At 53.4% G+C, this 18,335-nt stretch carries 19 protein-coding genes; 13 read left to right on the top strand and 6 right to left on the bottom strand.

Annotated elements, in window-relative coordinates:
• Positions 1 to 577 precede the first annotated feature (577 nt).
• A complete protein-coding gene (locus RTM06_RS01570) occupies positions 578 to 1,507 on the bottom strand; it encodes a RepB family plasmid replication initiator protein (RefSeq protein ID WP_007886110.1) in 930 nt (309 codons plus the stop codon).
• A 481-nt stretch (positions 1,508 to 1,988) separates the two neighbouring features.
• Between RTM06_RS01570 and RTM06_RS01565 the strand changes: the two genes are divergently transcribed.
• From RTM06_RS01565 to RTM06_RS01550, 4 genes are all read left to right on the top strand, one after another.
• Positions 1,989 to 3,365, top strand: a complete 1,377-nt coding sequence (locus RTM06_RS01565) for an aldehyde dehydrogenase family protein (RefSeq protein WP_312179452.1) — start codon at positions 1,989 to 1,991, stop codon at positions 3,363 to 3,365.
• Positions 3,366 to 3,546: 181 nt separating this feature from the next.
• Positions 3,547 to 4,821, top strand: a complete 1,275-nt coding sequence (locus RTM06_RS01560; RefSeq protein WP_312179450.1) for a nucleoside permease — start codon at positions 3,547 to 3,549, stop codon at positions 4,819 to 4,821.
• A 17-nt stretch (positions 4,822 to 4,838) separates the two neighbouring features.
• Complete coding sequence (locus RTM06_RS01555; RefSeq protein ID WP_312179519.1) at positions 4,839 to 5,861, top strand: ADP-ribosylglycohydrolase family protein; 1,023 nt, start codon at positions 4,839 to 4,841, stop codon at positions 5,859 to 5,861.
• Positions 5,848 to 6,828 (top strand): PfkB family carbohydrate kinase, encoded by a 981-nt coding sequence (locus tag RTM06_RS01550; protein ID WP_312179448.1) that lies wholly within the window; start codon positions 5,848 to 5,850, stop codon positions 6,826 to 6,828. Before RTM06_RS01555 ends, RTM06_RS01550 begins: the two co-directional genes overlap by 14 nt.
• Here the strand turns inward: RTM06_RS01550 and RTM06_RS01545 are convergent.
• The gene (locus RTM06_RS01545) at positions 6,815 to 7,555 is read right to left on the bottom strand and encodes a GntR family transcriptional regulator (RefSeq protein ID WP_312179446.1); all 741 of its coding nucleotides are present in this window, start codon (positions 7,553 to 7,555) and stop codon (positions 6,815 to 6,817) included. The genes RTM06_RS01550 and RTM06_RS01545 overlap by 14 nt on opposite strands.
• Before the next feature lie 141 nt (positions 7,556 to 7,696).
• On the opposite strand from RTM06_RS01545, the gene RTM06_RS01540 reads away from it, so the two are divergent.
• Positions 7,697 to 8,803: a glycosyltransferase family 9 protein gene (locus RTM06_RS01540; RefSeq protein ID WP_312179444.1), complete on the top strand. Its 1,107-nt coding sequence runs from the start codon at positions 7,697 to 7,699 to the stop codon at positions 8,801 to 8,803.
• Between the two features lie 108 nt (positions 8,804 to 8,911).
• Here RTM06_RS01540 and RTM06_RS01535 read toward each other — a convergent pair whose 3' ends face one another.
• Positions 8,912 to 9,097, bottom strand: coding sequence for a tautomerase family protein (locus RTM06_RS01535; protein ID WP_007886101.1), 186 nt, complete (start codon positions 9,095 to 9,097; stop codon positions 8,912 to 8,914).
• 167 nt (positions 9,098 to 9,264) lie between these two features.
• Between RTM06_RS01535 and RTM06_RS01530 the strand changes: the two genes are divergently transcribed.
• The 4 genes from RTM06_RS01530 to RTM06_RS01515 are packed head-to-tail and all read left to right on the top strand — an operon-like array spanning position 9,265 to position 13,908.
• Entirely contained in the window at positions 9,265 to 10,791 is a 1,527-nt protein-coding gene (locus RTM06_RS01530; protein WP_312179440.1) for an ABC transporter substrate-binding protein, read from the top strand.
• The gene (locus RTM06_RS01525) at positions 10,791 to 11,726 is read left to right on the top strand and encodes an ABC transporter permease (protein ID WP_312179517.1); all 936 of its coding nucleotides are present in this window, start codon (positions 10,791 to 10,793) and stop codon (positions 11,724 to 11,726) included. Before RTM06_RS01530 ends, RTM06_RS01525 begins: the two co-directional genes overlap by 1 nt.
• A complete protein-coding gene (locus RTM06_RS01520; RefSeq protein WP_312179438.1) occupies positions 11,723 to 12,508 on the top strand; it encodes an ABC transporter permease subunit in 786 nt (261 codons plus the stop codon). The genes RTM06_RS01525 and RTM06_RS01520 overlap by 4 nt, the downstream gene beginning before the upstream one ends.
• A complete protein-coding gene (locus tag RTM06_RS01515; protein ID WP_312179436.1) occupies positions 12,505 to 13,908 on the top strand; it encodes an ATP-binding cassette domain-containing protein in 1,404 nt (467 codons plus the stop codon). Before RTM06_RS01520 ends, RTM06_RS01515 begins: the two co-directional genes overlap by 4 nt.
• Here RTM06_RS01515 and RTM06_RS01510 read toward each other — a convergent pair.
• Positions 13,905 to 14,426, bottom strand: coding sequence for a GNAT family N-acetyltransferase (locus RTM06_RS01510; protein ID WP_008109198.1), 522 nt, complete (start codon positions 14,424 to 14,426; stop codon positions 13,905 to 13,907). The genes RTM06_RS01515 and RTM06_RS01510 overlap by 4 nt on opposite strands.
• A 140-nt stretch (positions 14,427 to 14,566) precedes the next feature.
• The gene (locus RTM06_RS01505) at positions 14,567 to 15,115 is read right to left on the bottom strand and encodes an XRE family transcriptional regulator (protein ID WP_312179435.1); all 549 of its coding nucleotides are present in this window, start codon (positions 15,113 to 15,115) and stop codon (positions 14,567 to 14,569) included.
• A 102-nt stretch (positions 15,116 to 15,217) separates the two neighbouring features.
• On the opposite strand from RTM06_RS01505, the gene RTM06_RS01500 reads away from it, so the two are divergent.
• Positions 15,218 to 15,892 carry an AzlC family ABC transporter permease gene (locus RTM06_RS01500; protein ID WP_008109202.1) on the top strand — a complete coding sequence of 225 codons (675 nt, stop codon included), beginning with the start codon at positions 15,218 to 15,220 and terminating at the stop codon, positions 15,890 to 15,892.
• Positions 15,882 to 16,202: an AzlD domain-containing protein gene (locus tag RTM06_RS01495; protein WP_008109204.1), complete on the top strand. Its 321-nt coding sequence runs from the start codon at positions 15,882 to 15,884 to the stop codon at positions 16,200 to 16,202. Before RTM06_RS01500 ends, RTM06_RS01495 begins: the two co-directional genes overlap by 11 nt.
• Here the strand turns inward: RTM06_RS01495 and RTM06_RS01490 are convergent.
• Positions 16,184 to 16,726: a GNAT family N-acetyltransferase gene (locus tag RTM06_RS01490; protein WP_312179434.1), complete on the bottom strand. Its 543-nt coding sequence runs from the start codon at positions 16,724 to 16,726 to the stop codon at positions 16,184 to 16,186. The genes RTM06_RS01495 and RTM06_RS01490 overlap by 19 nt on opposite strands.
• Before the next feature lie 92 nt (positions 16,727 to 16,818).
• Between RTM06_RS01490 and RTM06_RS01485 the strand changes: the two genes are divergently transcribed.
• Both RTM06_RS01485 and corA read left to right on the top strand, forming a co-directional pair.
• Complete coding sequence (locus RTM06_RS01485; RefSeq protein WP_256699073.1) at positions 16,819 to 17,289, top strand: GNAT family N-acetyltransferase; 471 nt, start codon at positions 16,819 to 16,821, stop codon at positions 17,287 to 17,289.
• A 43-nt stretch (positions 17,290 to 17,332) separates the two neighbouring features.
• Positions 17,333 to 18,301 (top strand): magnesium/cobalt transporter CorA, encoded by a 969-nt coding sequence (gene corA / locus RTM06_RS01480; RefSeq protein ID WP_312179515.1) that lies wholly within the window; start codon positions 17,333 to 17,335, stop codon positions 18,299 to 18,301.
• The last annotated feature ends 34 nt before the right edge of the window (positions 18,302 to 18,335 follow it).

Here is an 18,335-nt window from a genome sequence, read left to right as displayed (position 1 = left end):
CAGTGACAGCGTGACGAACTGTTAAGTCGACGTATGAGCGGCAATTCAAATGCTCCTCGCTTACGTTCACTTTATTGAGAAGACAGGGCAAACGTTCACTATAATCAGTATTGTTACCAACCCTGTCACTTTTACTGGCTGTATTAACAGTCAAACTACTGATTACAGTGAATCCGTTGCGCTATTTCATACTTAATATATATATCATTAACTTAAACACAATCATTCACTATAGTCAGTGCACGCCCTGCTATTAGCATTCACTGTATTCAGTAAAACCCAACGTTCACTGTGATCAGTAGAAACGCAGTGAAAAGGGCGTTCAGGTGCAAGATTACCGCCCTTGTAAGTACTCACTATCATTATAAGTCCCCTATAACAGCCACAATGAGATGCAACCCTCAGCGGAAGACACGCATAGTCCCGAAGCTTTCTGATTACAGTGAACGTTGCCGATTACAGTGAATGGCGTGATGACATCTGATTACAGTGAATGGTATGAGAAGAGCATGTGTCACTTTTGCTCAAAAAGTGACACTGCTTGAGAGGATTTGCTGACTATAGTGAACGGATAAAATCACTCTTCGAATTCGATATCTTCCAGCGAATCGATACTTTCGAGGTTGCTGATGCCATCGAGTTTTGGCGTCCTGCTGTGAATGATGAAGAACACTGAGCGGCCACGTTTCACTTCCGAATAGTCGAGATAGCCGATCTCTTTAAGCTGCTCCATCGCACGTCGAACCACATGATTTTGCGTGGTGGTTTTCGAGCCCAGGTTTAAACGCATACGCAAACGCGCCAGAGAAATTGGCGCCGGATTGGTCGGCAAACTTTCGAGATAGGTATACAACGCCTGAGCCGATTCTTTACGCTTCAAGCGCGAAATGGCTCGCAGTTGCAGTAACACTTTGTGGTCGAAGTTATAAAGCTCGAACAACTTAGGATCGGCCTGAATACGCACCAGATCCTTTTCACGATCGTAATACGCCGATTGCACAAGGTGAGTGTGATAGGCTTTGCCATTACCTTCAAAGGACAATGTATTGGTGGCAATGCGTCGCAAAGAGGCATCTAAGCGCTTACGTAACGCGGCCGAGGAGTTTGCCGAGGGGATCCCGCACATCTTAACGAAATCGATAAACGGCAGCGTCACGGTGTCGCCCTTTGAGGGATAACGCGAGAAAGACTGAATAATTCCGGCCCAGGTTTTGAAATCATTATCCATATCCAGCCTCGCGCCGGTAATGGTAATCTTTTCATAACCTTCCGATTTCACTAAAGAAAGGTTCTTCAGCTCTTTCGTTGCATCTGTCGATGCCATTGCGCCTGATTTACCGCGCGCGGTGGATTTCAATGTAGGAACAAACAGACCCAGGCGCATTAAAGCGACCGGTTGTACGGTGTTATTTTTATTGGGGTGGAGTTGAATAACTTCACCGCTGTTTTTTGTCACCGACAGAAAAGGCTCGAGTAACGCCTTGTTTTCACTCTCTTTATCTGCCATAGCCTGAGATCTTCATTCTGTGGATGAAAAGGGTCGTTTTCTGATTACAGTGAACATTAACACTGTTTATAGTGAACATTCTACTCTCTATAGTGAATAAACTACTGACTCCAGTGAACACTTTACTCATTATAGTGAACACGATCACCTTCTGAGCCCTTGTGGGGTGCGGTCTGCGACGATCGGGGATCTCTTAGGATCTCTTTAAGATCTCTATATGATCTTTCTTTAAGATCTATTCACTGTATAACTTAATAACGCCAGGACTGAAGCGGCTTTCGACACGCAAAACGTTTAAAATAACCGCATCGCGATAACATCCTATTCGATCCCACCAAATCATCAGTTCTATGCGATCAGGATCCTGATAATTCTCCTTAAATGAAAAACTTCCTCATTATTATTCATTTTTAAGAAACCTTCACACGGCGTAAGGTGAGCACCATTGAACATCACATCACTTATGACGAGGACATCTTTCATGACTGACAACGTTATCTCCCGCAACCCAACTACCGGCGAAATCATCGCAACCTATCCGCTGCAAAGCGCAGCTGAACTGGAAGCCGCATTGCAGCAAAGTGCTGATGCCTTCGCAGAGTGGCGCTATACGGCAATGCCGCAGCGAGTCAAAGTACTGCGTCAACTGGCAGAACAGATTCGCCAACGACAAGATGAGTTGGCAACCACGGCCACGCTGGAAATGGGCAAGCCAATTGCTCAGGCACGTGCTGAAGTACTGAAATGCGCCAATCTCTGTGACTGGTATGCCGAACATGGTCCGGCGATCCTTGCCGATAAACCCACGCTGGTGGAAAACCAGCAAGCGTGGCAGTCATTTCGCCCGCTCGGTGTAATCCTTGCAGTGATGCCATGGAACTTCCCTTACTGGCAGGTTCTGCGCGGCGCAGTCAGCATGTTACTGGCGGGTAATACCTATGTGCTGAAACATGCACCAAGCGTAATGGGATCCGCCAATCTGATGACGTCACTGTTTGATGCCACCGATCTGCCTAAAGGCGGCTTCACTGTGATCAATGTCGATAATGATGGCGTTTCGGCCGCGATCAAAGATCCGCGTATTGCCGCTGTAGCGGTAACCGGCAGCGTGCGTGCAGGCGGAGCTATTGCAGCGCAAGCCGGTGCAGTATTGAAAAAAAGCGTGCTGGAACTGGGCGGCGCGGATCCTTTCATTGTGCTGGCAGATGCAGACCTTGATGCTGCAGTGGCCTCAGCGGTCACAGGACGCTACCAGAACACCGGACAGGTCTGCATGGCAGCCAAGCGCTTCATCATTGAAGAAAGCGTCGCAGAAGCGTTTGAGGCGCGTTTCAGCGCAGCGGTACAGGCATTGAAGATCGGCGATCCTTTAGCAGAAGAAACTTACATCGGCCCAATGGCACGTTACGATCTGCGTGATGAGCTGGATAATCAGGTGCAGCAGACCATTAAGGAGGGCGCCCGTCTGGTATTAGGCGGCCATAAGATCGACGGCCCAGGCAACTATTACGCCCCAACGATCCTCGCAGATGTCACACCAGCCATGACTGCTTTCCAGCAGGAGATCTTTGGCCCGGTCGCTGCGATTACCGTTGCTCGTGATGCACAACACGCCCTTGAGCTGGCCAACGACAGCGAGTTCGGTCTTAGTGCAACGGTGTGGAGCGGCAACGAAGCACTGGCCAACGAACTGGCGGAAAAACTGGAGACCGGCGCGGTGTTTATCAACGGCAATGGCGCGTCAGATCCGCGTGTTGCGATTGGTGGCGTGAAGAAGAGCGGCTATGGTCGTGAACTGTCGAGCTTTGGTGTCCACGAATTCTGCAACATTCAGACGGTATGGAAAAACCGCCGCTAAATATTATCGGGCGCATTATTCGCGCCCTCATTCCCATCCCTCCTGCCATCACCTCCCGCCTCAGACCGTTGCACATCGGTTAAAATGTTGTGGACGAGTTCAAAAAAACCACTACTGGTATTATAAAGGTATTATTACTGGTGTTAGATTTGCCTCCACCTACACCGGGGAATCCTTTTAAATGAAAACAACAATCCCAAAACTGTCGTTCATGATGTTTCTTGAGTGGTTTATATGGGGCGCATGGTTTGTACCGCTCTGGGCATTTCTCAGCAAAAACGGCTTCTCGCCAGTTGAGATCGCCTGGTGCTACGCCTGTACCTCGATAGCCGCCATCCTGTCGCCGATCCTTGTCGGATCGCTGGCCGATCGCTTCTTTCAGGCGCAAAAAGTGTTGTCACTGCTCACCATCATCGGCTCGATCCTGATGTTCTTTGCAGCTCAGCAAACCCACTTCGGCGGCTTCTTCCCGCTGTTGTTGCTGTATGCGCTCACTTACATGCCAACCATTGCCTTAACCAATAGCATCGCGTTTTCGCACGTTGCGGATGTGGAGCGTGATTACCCACGCATTCGCGTTATGGGGACACTTGGCTGGATTGCCTCCGGCATCGTTTGTGGTTTCCTGCCGCCGCTGCTGGGCTATGGCGATATTTCAGCCAGCAACGTGCCGTTATTGATCACTGCGGCAAGTTCGCTGTTGCTCGGCATTTTTGCCCTGACGTTACCCGCAACTGAGCCGAAAAGCACCGGCAAATTCAGCCTTCGCGTCGCGCTTGGCCTGGATGCGCTGCATCTGCTGAAGGATCGCAGCTTCCTCGTCTTCTTCGTATGCTCCTTCCTGTTCAGCATGCCGCTGGCGTTTTACTACATCTTTGCCGAAGGCTATCTGACGGAAGTCGGCTTGCCGCATGCCACCGGCTGGATGACGCTCGGTCAGGTTTCAGAAATCTTCTTCCTGCTGGCGCTGCCGTTCTTCATTAAACGCTTTGGCATCGGTAAAGTGCTGCTGCTGGGATTGACTACCGCCGCGTTACGCTACGTGTTCTTTGTGTTCGGCGGCGATCAAAACATGCTGACGTACGGCTTGCTGTTCATGGGCATTCTGCTGCACGGCGTCAGCTACGATTTCTACTTCATCACTGCTTACATCTACGTTGATAAGAAAGCGCCAGTGGCAATGCGTAACGCCGCGCAAGGGCTGATCACACTCGCCTATCAGGGCATCGGTAGCCTGCTCGGTTACCGCCTGGGCGGCTATCTGATGCAGGAAATGTTTGCCTACGACCAACCCCGCAACGGCCAGACTTTCAACTGGGCCGGCATGTGGATGTTTGGCAGCGTGATGATCGTAATGATCACCATCGCCTTTATCGTCCTGTTCCGCGACGGTAAAAAACGCAGCGATGAGCTTACCGCTTTCGATAATTCAGCAACCGCTGACAGCCATAAATAAGGGATTTCACCATGACGATGACAACGCAAGAAAAACGGATTTTAGGCGCGTTTTACGGCCAGGCGCTGGGCGATGCGATGGGCATGCCATCGGAATTGTGGCCACGATCGCGCGTGAAGCAGCACTTCGGCTGGATCGATCGCTTCCTGCCTGGTCCGGCTGAAAACAATGCCGCCTGCTACTTTGGCCGGGCGGCCTTTACCGATGACACGTCCATGGCGCTGGCATTGGCTGATGCGATCGTCTCTCACGATGGTGAGATCAACGCGGAAACCATCGGCGCAAATATTTTGCACTGGGCCGAGTCGTTTGATGCCTTTAACAAGAACGTACTTGGACCGACTTCAAAAATCGCGCTCAACGCGATGAAAGCAGGGACGCCGGTGTCGCAGCTGGAAAATAACGGCATGACCAACGGCGCAGCAATGCGCGTATCCCCGCTCGGCTGTCTACTGCCAGCACGCGATTTATCCGCTTTCATTGATGCCGTCGCACTGGCGTCGAGCCCAACGCACAAATCGGATGTCGCGATTTCCGGCGCGACGGTGATTGCGTGGGCGGTTTCGCGTGCTATTGATGGTGCCAGTTGGGCTGCGATCCGCGATGAACTGCCTACGATTGCACGCGCGGCGCAGGAGATGCGTGTTACCACCTTTAGCGCATCAATGGCGGCACGCCTCGAACTGGCGTTGAGCGTTGTCGCGCAGGGCAGGGGCGTGGAATCTACGATGCAGCAGATTTACGATCTGGTTGGCACCGGCACCAGCACCATTGAATCGGTACCGGCGGCGATTGCGATGGTGCAATTAGCTGAAACCGATCCGAATCGCTGCGCGATCCTTTGCGCTAACCTCGGTGGCGATACCGATACCATCGGCGCGATGGCGGTGGCGATTTGCGGTGCGCTGCATGGCATCGACAGTATTGATGTTGCCCTGAAAGCCGAGCTGGATGCCGCTAACGCGCTGGATTTCACCCGCTACAGCGCCGCATTTACGCGTTTCCGCCAGCAGCGCGAGGCCGCTTATGCTGACGCCTGATGATCTGCAGAGACTCGAAGGCCGTCTGCCGGTGTGCGTGATTGGTGCGGCGGTGGTGGATGTGATTGCTGATGCTTACTCGTTGCCACATCGTGGCAGCGATGTTGAGCTCCACCAGCAGGGTGTCAACGTGGGCGGCTGTGCGCTGAACGTGGCGATTGCGCTGCACCGGCTTGGCATCCCGTCCATCAACGCGCTACCGCTCGGTAACGGCACCTGGGCGAGCATTGTGCGGCAGAAGTTGACGGAATATGGCATTCACAGCGTGCTGGAAACCGCGAAGGGCGATAACGGCTGGTGTTTAGCGTTGGTGGAACCCGATGGCGAGCGCACATTTCTGTCAGTGAGCGGCGTGGAAAATCAGTGGGATGCAGCACTGCTCGATACGCTGCCGCAGCCGGCTAATCGCTGGATCTACCTTTCCGGCTATCAGCTCACCAGCAAAAGCGGTGATGTGATGATCGACTGGCTGGAGCAGCAAAGCCAGCCGTATCAATTGTTAGTGGATTTCGGTCCACGTCTGGCGGATATCGGCGATGCGCAGTTTGAACGCATCATAGCGCGCCGTACACTGATTACAGTGAACAGACAGGAAGCCGAACTGCTGTGGCATGAGCGTTTGAATCAAACAGATCCCTTTGATGCACATCAGTTAATGTCGCGCTGGCAGCAGCGCTTTGGTGGCGCGATGGTAGTGCGACTCGATAGCGAAGGTGCCGGCTTCGTTGACGCGAATACGCAAGGTTGGATAACGGCGCTGCCGACAAAAGTGGTCGATACCATCGGCGCAGGCGACAGTCACGCGGGCGGATTATTGGCGGGATTGGCGTCGGGTTGGTCGCTGGCAGAAAGCGTCGCGTTGGGCAATGCGGTGGCGTCTTATGTCGTGTCACAACGGGGCGGCGATTGCGCGCCGGATCGCGTCACGTTAACGGCTTATTGGCAGCAGCGCCTTACTCCGCAATAAACACATACATATCGCTACGACAGTAGCTAATGCTGTACTCCAGCGGATTGCCCTGCGCATCTAACGCCAGCTGCTTGATCACCAAAACAGGCACGTTGTCGGGTAGGGCGATCTGCTGCTGTAGCGCCTCATCTGGCATGCGAGCACTTACTCTGCTTTGTGACTTAACCGGCAGAATTTGCTGCTGGTGGAAATAGTCGTACAGTGAAATCCCAATCTCATCCGCATCGGCGATATAGCGCGCCGGCACCCAGGATTCTTCCACCGAGACCGCTTGCTGATCGACATAGCGAATACGCTTCAGCAAATACACCTCGCTGCCTGTACTCAATCCCAGCTTTTCGGCGATTTCTGCGTCGCAATGGATTTTACTTTTGTTAATCCACACTGTGTCGGGCTTTTTACCGCGCAATACCGCTTGTTGCGACAAGCCTTTCGGTTCTTTAAGCGAATACTCAAACTGGCTGCAGATCTGCGTGCCGTAGCCACGAGAACGCAACACTACGCCATCTTTTTCCAGCGCATCCATTGCTTTACGCACGGTGATGCGCGAAATGCTCAGCGATTGGCTGAAGTCACGCTCACTTGGCAGGATCTCTTCATGCACTAACACGCCATCGCGCACCGCATCTTTAATTGCAGTGGCAAAGCGTTTGTACAGCGGCGTGCGGCTGTCATCGGCAAGGGTAGAAGTCAGCCGCGAAAAAAGTGCAGTTTGGTCGGTCATAGTGGTCGGGTTCACCTAATCCGGTAAGCGGATGAAAGCGTTATGATACTGACTTTTTAGCGGTAGCGAACCATTTTTGGGCTCTTTATCTTAAAGTTAACAAATAGTACAATACTTAAAATTCCCGGACCAATTATTGACATGAAATTCATAAAAAAAATTAGAGAATTAAATAGAAAAAGAAATTATTTAAAGAAAAAGCTGAAGTATAAAATTGCTTTATATAAAGCGACAAAAAAATGGCGTCGAATGCCAACAGAAAAGATTGCACCATCTAAAGTTCGCACAGCGCTGATGATCAGGAACGAAGGTAAGATTGGTGATGCTATAGTATCAACATGTATATTACGCGCGATGCATGAAGCAGGGATAAACATTGATGTTTTAGCGATAAAAGCAAATGAAATGATCTTCTCAGGTAATCCTTTTATCAGAAACCTATATCTAACTGATGAAATGGATCCTCGGGATATGTACAACCATGCGATTCCCGATGATCTAATAATCACATTGAAAAACAATAATTATGATTTGATGATTGATACGGGGATCTGGGATACAGGCTTATACATGCCGAAGATGATACAAGCTATCTCACCTAAAATTTCATTAGGTTTCAATAAACAAAAGTGGCTATCGCATTACGACGTTAACATTGCATTTAATCACTATCAATCTCATGTTAAAGAGATTTATGCTGCGATTATGAATTACCTTGGCTTCTCTGATGCTTCAAATCAAAGGTATGAGGTATATTATAAGCAATCCATTTCTGACGAAGTTAAAACAATCGATTTTTTTACAGGAGATAATAAAAAAGTCATCATCAATATGTATGCAAGTCACGATGATAGAAATTTAACACCACAACAAACTAAAGAAATAATTAGTGGTATTCTATTAAAGAATAAAAATATAGACATTGTCGTTCTGGATTATAAAAAATCTTTCGTGAAAGACTTCTTCATTGGAGCAAAGGTATATCATGTGCCATCGCTATATCATGCTATGGCAGCGATAAACTTATCCGACCTGGTTATATCACCTGATACGGCTGTCGTCCATGTTGCAGCTTTGTATGACAAACCGCTAATTGGTATTTATCGTGATATCCCTGATAACAATAAATTATGGTCGCCAGGTTACAAAAATGGTCATCAAATTTTCACGTCGACTTTTGTTGTTGGGGAAGATGCATCATTGGTCGATAACGTATTAAACGCTATTGATAAGTTCAATCTAAATTAGAGGGATCAGGCATAGAGTGAACATTATAAATTCGCAAATTTTTTCAGTAATGTTTTCCGCTCTATGCCTGTTATTCCTTTTCAACGTAACGCCTAACTTAGCGTTATTCTAACGCTCATCAAACGGCACGCCGCCTTTCGACTTATGGTGTTTTGGCGTTTCGATAATGGAAACTGTCACCGAATTAGCGTCGATCTCAAACGAATCGGCCACCGCTGCGGTGACGGCTCTCAACAACTTTTTCTTCTGCTCAACCGTGCGACCTTCCGCCGCATAAACCACGATTTCTGGCATCTTTGCTGCTCCTGAAAGTAAACGTTCGTTTTCAGCATACCGCAGCAAAAGCCCTGCGTGCAGCGTCAATCACCTATGTTTGCCAGCAATCTGTATTGAAATGTGTATTGTTATGTTATAACGTAATTAACTCTTTTAATATGTAGCGGCTTCAGTCGGAAATCATAATGAAATCAATAAAAAATTTGCTTATCGCTTCGGCGTTAGGCTTGGCTTCTTACGCCTCAATGGCGGCTGAACATCAGGGTAAACCGGTGCGCGTTGCGGCACCGTTTGAAATTAAAGGCACCGATCCGGCGCTCTCCGGCGACATTTTGTTGCGTATGGATGTGGTGGAAACGCTGGTGGAAGTGAACGAAAGGGCCGAGCCCATTCCGGCGCTGGCGCAAGGCTGGCAGGTATCGGCAGATGGTTTGCAATGGCAATTGAATTTGCGTCCCAACGTGCATTTCCATGATGGATCGCCACTGGATGCGGCCGCAGTGGTGAAATCTCTCAACACCGCGCGCAGCAAAGCGGGTCTGCTGGATAAAACGCCGATTGCCGCTATCAGTGGGGAAGGGCAGCGCGTCACTATCACCTTGCGCGAACCTTTTACGCCACTGCTTTCGGTGTTAGCAGAGAGCCGTTCTCAGATTCTGGCATTGGCCAGTTGGGATGCGCAGGGCAACATTACCCGCATCATCGGCAGCGGGCCGTTTATGCTAACGTCGTTCCAGCCACCGCAATCTTTGGCGGTAAAACGGTTTGACGATTACTGGGGCGAAAAGCCGGCAATTGCGGCCGCCAGCTATCTCTCTTCCGGACGCGCAGAAACCCGTGCCTTGCTGGCGGAAAGCGGCGACGCAGATTACGTCTTTAACCTGGATGCCGCCAGCCGTCAGCGTTTAGCGCGCAAGCCGTCGCTGCAACTGCCCGCTATTCCGGTGCCACGCACGTTAATGCTGAAACTGAATGCAGGCGATCCGCTGTTAGCTGAACAGCCGGTGCGTGCTGCGATCAGTATGGCGATTGATCGTAACGCGCTGGCGATGGCGGTGCTGCGTTATCCGGGCGCGGCCAGTCAGTTATTCCCGCCGAATATGGGCGAATGGCACAACAGCGCACTGCAACCGCTGCAATTTAATCCGCAGCTGGCGGCACAACAGCTGCAAGCGGCGGGCTGGACATTGGGCGCGGACGGGGTGTTAACGCGCAACGGCCAGCGCTTCAGCGTGACGCTGCTGACGTTCCCCGATCGTCCCGAACTGCCGCTGATGGCAATGGTTATTCAGCAGCAGCTGCGTAAAGTCGGCATTGAAGTGAAGATCAACTCCACCAACGCCAGCGAAATTCCTGCACAGCATCACAGCAATCGTCTGCAACTGGCGCTGTTTTCCCGCAACTTTGCGCTCACGCCTGACCCAACCGGCACGTTACTGCAGGATTACGCGGAAAAGGGCGGCGACTGGGGCGCGATGAACTGGCATCCGGCCGGTTTTAGCGCGGCGTTGCACACCTTAACGCAATCCACCGATACCGCCGAACGTGCGCAGGCGCGTAACCTGATCACCGCCTCCTTACAGCAGGATTTACCGGTGATCCCCATTGCCTGGTATCAGCAATCAGCCGCGATCAACAGCAAGTTGAAAAACGTGACGCTCGATCCGTTTGAACGCCACTTTGGTCTGCGTCAAATGCAGTGGGAGCAATGATGATCAAGCTTTTGGGCTGGCGCCTGATACAGGCGGCTTTCGTGGTGCTGGCAGTAGGTTTACTCACCTGGTTTCTGGTGCAGGCCTTGCCCGGCGACATGGCGTGGCGCATTGCCAGCGGGCGTTATGGCTACGATCGTGTGGATGCCAACGCGGTGGCGCTGGTGCAGCAGGAACTGAGCGGCTCGTTGCATCAGGGCAGCGCGTTGCTGCACTGGCTATTCGATCTACTGCAGTTCAACTTTGGTCGCTCACTGGTGTCCGGCGAACCGGTGATGGATGAACTGCGCTGGCAGCTGAGTCAAACGCTGGCGCTGGCAGGAACATCACTGTTACTGACGATTCTCTTCACCTTGCCGCTGGGCATTTGGGCGGGATGTCACGCCAATGGCAAGCTCGATCGCGCGCTGTTCTGGCTGAGTGCGCTGCTGAAATCGGTGCCGCATTTTGCCCTTGGCATGCTGCTAATTGTGTTACTGGCGCTGCAGCTCGCTTGGCTGCCCAGCGCCGGGCATGGCGAGCTGCGTCATTTTCTGTTGCCATCGTTAACGCTGGCATTGTCGCTCACCGCAGTGGGCGTGCGCGTAGTGCGTGAAGCGACTTATCAGGTGGTCACGTCAGGCTATTACCGCTGGGGCGCGCAGAAGGGGTTAGCGCCAGCAACGCTAATGCGTCGTCACGGCATGCGTAATCTGGCATCGCCGGTGTTAACCTGGTTTGGTATGCAGTTTGTCTGGCTGGTGGAAGGCGTGGTGGTGGTGGAAACGCTGTTTGCCTGGCCCGGCATTGGTCACGCGCTGGTGCATGCCATCTTTGCCCGCGATGTGCCGGTGATTCAGGCCAGCGCCATGACGCTCGGACTGCTGTTCGTGCTGCTGAATATGCTGGTGGATGCGGGTTGTTATCTGCTTGATCCCCGAGGAGCACGCGCATGACCATTTCCTTCCCGCGTCTTATTGGCCTGCTGTTGTTGTGCGTGCTGCTTGGCTTCGCCTTCCTGCTGCCCCTGATTCATCACGGCGATCCGCTGGAACAGGATCTGCTGCAGATGCTGCACGCGCCGAGCGGCGGCAATCTTCTCGGATTTGATCATCTGGGCCGCGACATGCTGCCGCGCCTCAGTGCCGCGTTGCGTCTTTCGCTTGGCCTCGCTGCATTATGTGTGATGAGCGCGCTGCTCGCGGGCGTGCTGGCCGGCGTATTCAGCGCGCTGTATGGCGGCTGGCTGGATCGTCTGCTCAGCATGCTCGGCGACATGTGTCTGGCATTGCCGGGATTGCTGCTGGTGTTGCTGTTAGCGGCGATTGCGCCGGATTCTCCCGGCATGTTATGGCTGGGGATTTCGCTGGTGCTGTGGGTGGAGTTCTTCCGCGTCACGCGTGCAACTCTGCGCCCGATTGTGCATGCGCCCGGTATGCAGGCCTCAACGCTGCTCGGTTTCTCGGCATTCTACCGTTTTCGACGTCATCTGTGGCCCGCGTTAGCGCCGGTATTAACCACGTTGACACTGTTCGCGTTCAGCAGCGCCATCATGGCGGTATCGGCGCTCGGGTTTATCAGCGTCGGTGTTCGTCCGCCTACGCCAGAACTGGGATTGATGATGACCGAACTTCTGCCGTTCGCCTGGGAAGCCCCGTGGCTGTTAATGCAGCCGGTAATCGCGCTGTTTCTGCTGTTGGTCAGCCTGAATCTGTTAATGAAAAAGGAGAGCAAATGAAAGGATTACAGGTTATTGGCCTCAGCGTCACAACCGCCAGCGCCACGCTGGTGGAACCGGTTGATTTCACCTTGCAGCCCGGCCAACCGCTGACCTTGCTGGGGGAAACCGGTTCAGGAAAAAGCCTGCTGGCGCAAGCGATCATGGGGATTTTGCCCGATGAATTGCAGGCCAACGGCACGCTGATCATCAACGATCAACGTTTTACCTTGCCGCAGGATGCCGGATTGCTGCGCGAATTATGGGGCCGCACGTTAGCGTCGCTGCCGCAGGAGCCGTGGCTATCGCTGGATCCCACCATGTCAGTGCAGCAGCAGGTTGCAGAAGGCTATCGTTATGTACGTGGACAAGCGAAAGCTGCCAGCTTAATCGCCGCGCGTCGCGATTTACAGCAGCTTGGTTTACAGGACGCGGCGCCGCGTTTTCCGTGGCAACTCTCCGGCGGGATGGCGCAACGTGCCGCCTTTGCCGCCGCACGTGCAGGCGGCGCGGAGATACTGATTGCCGATGAGCCAACTAAAGGGCTGGATGTGGCGCGTCGCGATGAGGTCGCGGCTTTGCTGCGCCGCGAAGTGGCCGACGGCGGTACACTGCTCACCATCACCCACGACATCGCGCTGGCCCGTCAGTTGGGCGGTGAGGTTATCGTGATGCATAAAGGCAAGGTGATCGAGCAGGGCAGGGCGGAACAGGTGCTTCATGCGCCGCAGCAGCGGTACACGCGTGAATTACTTGCCGCCGATCCCGCCGCCTGGCCTGCACGGCAACAAACTATTGTTGGCAGCAAAGTGGTGGTGAGTGCTGAGGGCATTCGCATACAGCGCGGCGGCAAACCGCTCGGCGTGCCGCAAAACTTCACGCTGCACGCCGGGGAAATCGTGGGATTACACGGTGCCAGCGGCAGCGGCAAAAGTAGCTTTGGAGATGTGCTGCTCGGTCTGCTGACGCCGCAGCAAGGTAATGTTACGCGCCATGCGGCGGTCGATGCGCTGAAATACCAGAAGATTTATCAGGATCCGTCAGCGCTGTTTCCACCGACCCGCACGCTGGCACAAAGCCTCGACGATGTGTTGCGCCGTCATCGCATTGCCTCCACGCGACGGGATGCGCTGATGGAGCAACTGGCGCTGGCGCCGGAACTGCTGACGCGTCGGCCCGATTCGCTATCGGGCGGCGAACTGCAGCGCTTCTCGCTGTTACGCGTGATGCTGCTCGATCCGGTATTTCTGTTTGCCGATGAACCCACATCGCGTCTTGATCCACTGGTGCAGCAGCAAACCATCCAGCTCATCACCTCGCTGGCGCGTGAGCAACAGTGCGCGGTATTGCTGGTAAGCCACGATCGCGATCTGCTGGAAAAGGGCACGCATCGGGTGATCGCGATGGAAGACGTCGCTTAACGCTCTGGCGGCTGGCTATCGCCGTGACCGAGTGAACGCTGCATCACCACGGTGTCGAGCCAGCGGCCATGTTTGAATCCCACCGATTTCATTACACCGGTGTGCTCAAAACCGAGCGCCCGGTGTAGTCCCAGCGATCCTGCATTCTCGCTATCGCCAATAATCGCGATGATTTGGCGAAATCCCGCCGCTTCCGCTAGCGCAATGGCTTTGTGTAACAGCGCGCGACCAATGCCTCTGCCGGTTTGCTGCTGATCGAGGTAAATCGAATCCTCCAGCGTAAAGCGATAGGCATAACGCGGACGATACGGCGCCAGATAGCAGTAGCCCAGCACCTGATCATCCTCCTGCGCCACCAGCCAAAAACCGCCGCGCTGCTGCACATCCTGCACGCGATTCTGCATTTCGCTCGTTGAAGGCGGTTCGGTTTCAAAAGTCGCGGTACCGTGCAGCACATGCCAGGCGTAGATTTTCTGGATGGCAGCGGCGTGGTGAGGTCGGGCGGGAATAATGTCCATATGTTCCTGATTCTTAGCGGAGAAAACCACAGCATGCCACCGCGCCGCACGCGAATCATCGGATTTAACAATAGGAAATTCTGATGGCTAACCTTCTGTGCCGTAGAGTCGCCATTGATGGCGACCTGAACAACCACAACTCAATTCTGCTCCGACAATTGCACCGCCATGGTATCCGCCTCTAAAGCCTCGAACACATGCGGTTCATCGGCGGGATAGCAAATGTAGTCGCCTGGATGCAGCTCGACCGGCTCATCGCGCGGTCCGACCAGCGCACGGCCACGCGCGATGATCACATGCTCCACCGAGCCCGGCGGATGCGGTTTTGAGTCGCGCGGTGCGCCAGGTTGGCTGGTGACCAGATAGAGATCGCGGCGTCCGCCGGGGGGGCAACTTGCCAGCAAGGCCGCCTGATAATCCGCCATCTCCGCTGAAACGATCATGCCCTCGCCACGGCGAATTACCTGCAATCGCTTCACTTCCGGCTCCATCAAACGCGCGAAAGGAATATTCAACGCCACACACAGCGCCCACAACGTTTCAAGGCTGGGATTGCCGTTGCCCGCTTCGAGCTGCGACAGCGTAGATTTAGCGATCCCGGCGCGACGCGCCACTTCTGTCAGTGAAAGCCCTGCGCGCTGGCGTTCGCGCAGTAATCCGACAGCAATAATATCAATTGGCGTGGTCAAACCCTCTCCTGTTCTTTATATCGAACGATTTGTTCGTCTTGTAAAACAATTCTGCTGCGTTCATTATAACGGCTTTCCTGTTCGATATGAGATCAAATTGTGATGCGTCTGGGTGCAGTGCCGCTTGATCGCGGAGTAATAAAAGCCATATTCCTGGTTTGTCTGGCCGACGGTATTGTCGGGCTTTCTTACGGTTCGCTGGCGGCGGCCGAAGGTTTTCCGCTGTGGGTGCCCATTGCACTCTCAACCCTGGTGCTGGCCGGTGCGTCGGAATTTCTGTTTATCGGCATTGTGGCGGGCGGCGGCAGTCCATTGACCGCAGCAGCGGCTGGGTTGTTGGTTAACGCGCGGCATTTGCCGTTTGGTATTGCGGTGAAAGATCTGGTGGGCAAAGGCAGCCGCAGTCTGTTGGGGTGCCACATCATGAATGATGAAAGCGTGGTGTTTGGTATTTCTCAGCCAAAACTGGCGCAGCGTCGCGCCGCGTACTGGATTTGCGGTTTGGGCATTTTTACCATCTGGCCGCTGTCGGTGATTGGCGGTGCGGTGATCGGCCGCTTTATTCCCGATGTCTCGGCCATTGGTTTAGATGCGGTGTTCCCGGCGATCCTGATTGCCCTGATTTTCCCGGCGCTGCGTCAGCGTCGCACGCTGATCCCCGCGACGCTTGGCACCGCGCTCTCTGTGCTGGCGACGCCGTTTGTGCCAGCGGGCATGCCTGTGCTGTTTTCATTGCTGGGATTACTGAGCTGGCGGGAGCGTAAAAATGCAAAATAATCTGATCATTGGCGGTATCGCGCTGCTGGCGGTAGGCACTTATGCGATCCGCTTCGCCGGTTATCGCCTTGGCAGCCGTATGCAGATGTCGGATCGCGCGCGCAACATGCTGTCTGATGCCGCCACCGTTTTGTTGCTAGCGGTAGCCGTAACCACCGCGCTGTTTGAAGGCACGCACTTCGCTGGCGTAGCGCGCATCGCTGGCGTGCTGTTTGCAGTATTTTTGGCCTGGCGGCGCACACCGTTGATTCTGGTAATTATCGGTGCTGCGCTAATGACCGCGTTGCTACGCTACTTCGGCGTGCCCTGATCGCGCCAGGTTTGCGCGCGTAATTCATATACCAAACTGGCGGGCGCGCCCGGAACATCGTGAACCTGGCCGTAACAGCGCAGTCCCGCCTTTTCCAGTACCTGCTGTGATGCAATATGATCCTGACGCACCGCCGCATCAATCACCGGAAGCTGGCATTCATCGAAGCCATAAGCGACAACCCTTCGTGCAAACTCGGTGGCGAAACCTTTTCCCCACGCCTCTTTCGCCAGACGATAGCCAAGATTATTGACCGGCTTGCCAGCAAACTCGCGCACTGATAAACCACCAAATCCTATAACCTCATCCGGCTGTTCCCGCAGGCAAATCGCCCAGTTACCGAAGGGAAAGGATTGCCAGTGCGCCAGCCAGCGAGTTAATACCTCCTCTGCAAAGGCTACATCGGGAAACGGACCCGCCGGATTGAACATATTGGTATCCGGATCGCCATAGATGGCAAACAGGCGCTGAACATCGGTGGATTCAACCGGACGAAGAAACAAACGTGATGAAGTGAGCTGCATTGTCGTAACCTTTTGTAGCCGGAATCGGCGTTATCTTCCTGATGAGTTTTGTTACTGTGATACTCCAGGATTACTAGCATAGAGGAAAACGTATGAAACCGCGTTTAGCCCGCTGTGATGAAACGGCCACGCTGTGGCGTATTCGCAACCTTGCCATTCGCCACGGTTGCCAGGACGCTTATCCAGCAGATGTGATCAGCGCATGGACGCCCGATGCGTTGCCGCACGGTTATTTCGAGGCGGTAAAAAGCAATCCCTTTTATGTGGTCGACGACGCTGAATATGGCGTCGCCGCGACCGGTTTTCTCGATTTGCACAGCGGCAGCGTTGAAGCGATCTTTACGTTGCCCACCTGCAATGGCAAAGGGTATGCCAGCGCGATAATGCAGGCAATTATCGATGAAGCGCGTCAGCGGGGTTTTAATCAGCTGACGCTCGCCGCCACCCCCAACGCCAGTAGCTTCTATCAGCGCCACGGTTTTCGTGTAGTGCGAGAGGCGCTTTATCCCTCGGCGCTGGCGCAAGCCGATCTTCCCTGCGTCGAAATGATTCGCGAACTTTAAGGCTAAAATGACAAACAGTGCAAACAACATGGACAGCGCGAATATGGTAATTAACTGCGTAGCCTATCGCCACGGCGAGCGCGAAGAACATGTCGATATCGCCGATATCAGTGAAGTATTAAAAGAAGAGAAATCCTTCGTCTGGATGGGTTTGTTCCAACCCGAACCGGCTTTTATGCAGACGCTGCAGCAGGAATTCAGCCTGCACGAATTGGCGATTGAGGATGCGCTGGTGGCGCATCAGCGACCGAAGATCGAGCAATATGGCGATTCGGTGTTTATCGTGGTGAAAACTGCCCACATGGACGAGCAGCAGCGCATCACTTTCGGCGAAACCCACTTCTTCCTCGGCAAAAACTTCCTGATCACCGTGCGTCACGGTTCTTCGGAAGGCTATGCAGACATCCGCACCAAAGCCGAAAAGAATCACGCGCTACTGTGTGAAGGACCGGGTTATGCGCTCTACTGCATCCTTGATTTCATCGTTGATAACTACAGTAAAATCACCGAATCCCTCAACGATCGCATTAGCGGGTTGGAACAGGGCATGTTCACCACACGTTTCGACAGCGATGCGCTGCAGAACGTTTATCATCTGCGTCGTGAACTGCTGGCGCTGCGTAACGCGGCGCTGCCGGTGACCGAAATCTGCCAGCAGCTGGTGCGCTTCCACGAAGATATCATTCCTAAAAATCTGCGTGCCTATCTGCGTGACGTGCAGGATCACGCGCATCACGTGATGATCGATGCGGAAGATATGCGTGAAATGCTCACCAGCGCGATGCAGGTCAATCTGGCGCTGGTATCAGTGCAGCAAAGCGAAGTGAATAAAAAGCTCGCTGGTTGGGGTGCGATCCTGATTGTGCCAACCATCATTTTCAGCATGTACGGCATGAACTTCCCCGATATGCCGGAGTTGCATACCCACTTTGGTTATCCTGCAGTGGTGGGCGTAACCATCGTTATCTGCTGTGTGATGTGGTGGCGACTGAAAAAGGCTGGTTGGCTATAAACGTTTAATGCCTGCATTTTTTGCACAACTTCCT

Source organism: Pantoea sp. CTOTU46764 (assembly GCF_031974595.1).
Lineage (GTDB): Bacteria > Pseudomonadota > Gammaproteobacteria > Enterobacterales > Enterobacteriaceae > Pantoea > Pantoea trifolii.
Note: the sequence above shows the minus strand (reverse complement) of the source record. Positions and strands in the feature narration are given on the sequence as shown.

Coding starts and splice junctions, on each gene's coding strand:
- RTM06_RS01495 (WP_008109204.1), top strand. CDS start 15,882: ATGCAAAATAATCTGATCATTGGCGGTATCGCGCTGCTGGCGGTAGGC.
- RTM06_RS01525 (WP_312179517.1), top strand. CDS start 10,791: ATGATCAAGCTTTTGGGCTGGCGCCTGATACAGGCGGCTTTCGTGGTG.
- RTM06_RS01565 (WP_312179452.1), top strand. CDS start 1,989: ATGACTGACAACGTTATCTCCCGCAACCCAACTACCGGCGAAATCATC.
- RTM06_RS01550 (WP_312179448.1), top strand. CDS start 5,848: ATGCTGACGCCTGATGATCTGCAGAGACTCGAAGGCCGTCTGCCGGTG.
- RTM06_RS01555 (WP_312179519.1), top strand. CDS start 4,839: ATGACAACGCAAGAAAAACGGATTTTAGGCGCGTTTTACGGCCAGGCG.
- RTM06_RS01500 (WP_008109202.1), top strand. CDS start 15,218: ATGCGTCTGGGTGCAGTGCCGCTTGATCGCGGAGTAATAAAAGCCATA.
- RTM06_RS01490 (WP_312179434.1), bottom strand. CDS start 16,726: ATGCAGCTCACTTCATCACGTTTGTTTCTTCGTCCGGTTGAATCCACC.
- RTM06_RS01520 (WP_312179438.1), top strand. CDS start 11,723: ATGACCATTTCCTTCCCGCGTCTTATTGGCCTGCTGTTGTTGTGCGTG.
- RTM06_RS01515 (WP_312179436.1), top strand. CDS start 12,505: ATGAAAGGATTACAGGTTATTGGCCTCAGCGTCACAACCGCCAGCGCC.
- RTM06_RS01570 (WP_007886110.1), bottom strand. CDS start 1,507: ATGGCAGATAAAGAGAGTGAAAACAAGGCGTTACTCGAGCCTTTTCTG.
- RTM06_RS01485 (WP_256699073.1), top strand. CDS start 16,819: ATGAAACCGCGTTTAGCCCGCTGTGATGAAACGGCCACGCTGTGGCGT.
- RTM06_RS01510 (WP_008109198.1), bottom strand. CDS start 14,426: ATGGACATTATTCCCGCCCGACCTCACCACGCCGCTGCCATCCAGAAA.
- RTM06_RS01530 (WP_312179440.1), top strand. CDS start 9,265: ATGAAATCAATAAAAAATTTGCTTATCGCTTCGGCGTTAGGCTTGGCT.
- RTM06_RS01540 (WP_312179444.1), top strand. CDS start 7,697: ATGAAATTCATAAAAAAAATTAGAGAATTAAATAGAAAAAGAAATTAT.
- RTM06_RS01545 (WP_312179446.1), bottom strand. CDS start 7,555: ATGACCGACCAAACTGCACTTTTTTCGCGGCTGACTTCTACCCTTGCC.
- RTM06_RS01535 (WP_007886101.1), bottom strand. CDS start 9,097: ATGCCAGAAATCGTGGTTTATGCGGCGGAAGGTCGCACGGTTGAGCAG.
- corA (WP_312179515.1), top strand. CDS start 17,333: ATGGTAATTAACTGCGTAGCCTATCGCCACGGCGAGCGCGAAGAACAT.
- RTM06_RS01560 (WP_312179450.1), top strand. CDS start 3,547: ATGAAAACAACAATCCCAAAACTGTCGTTCATGATGTTTCTTGAGTGG.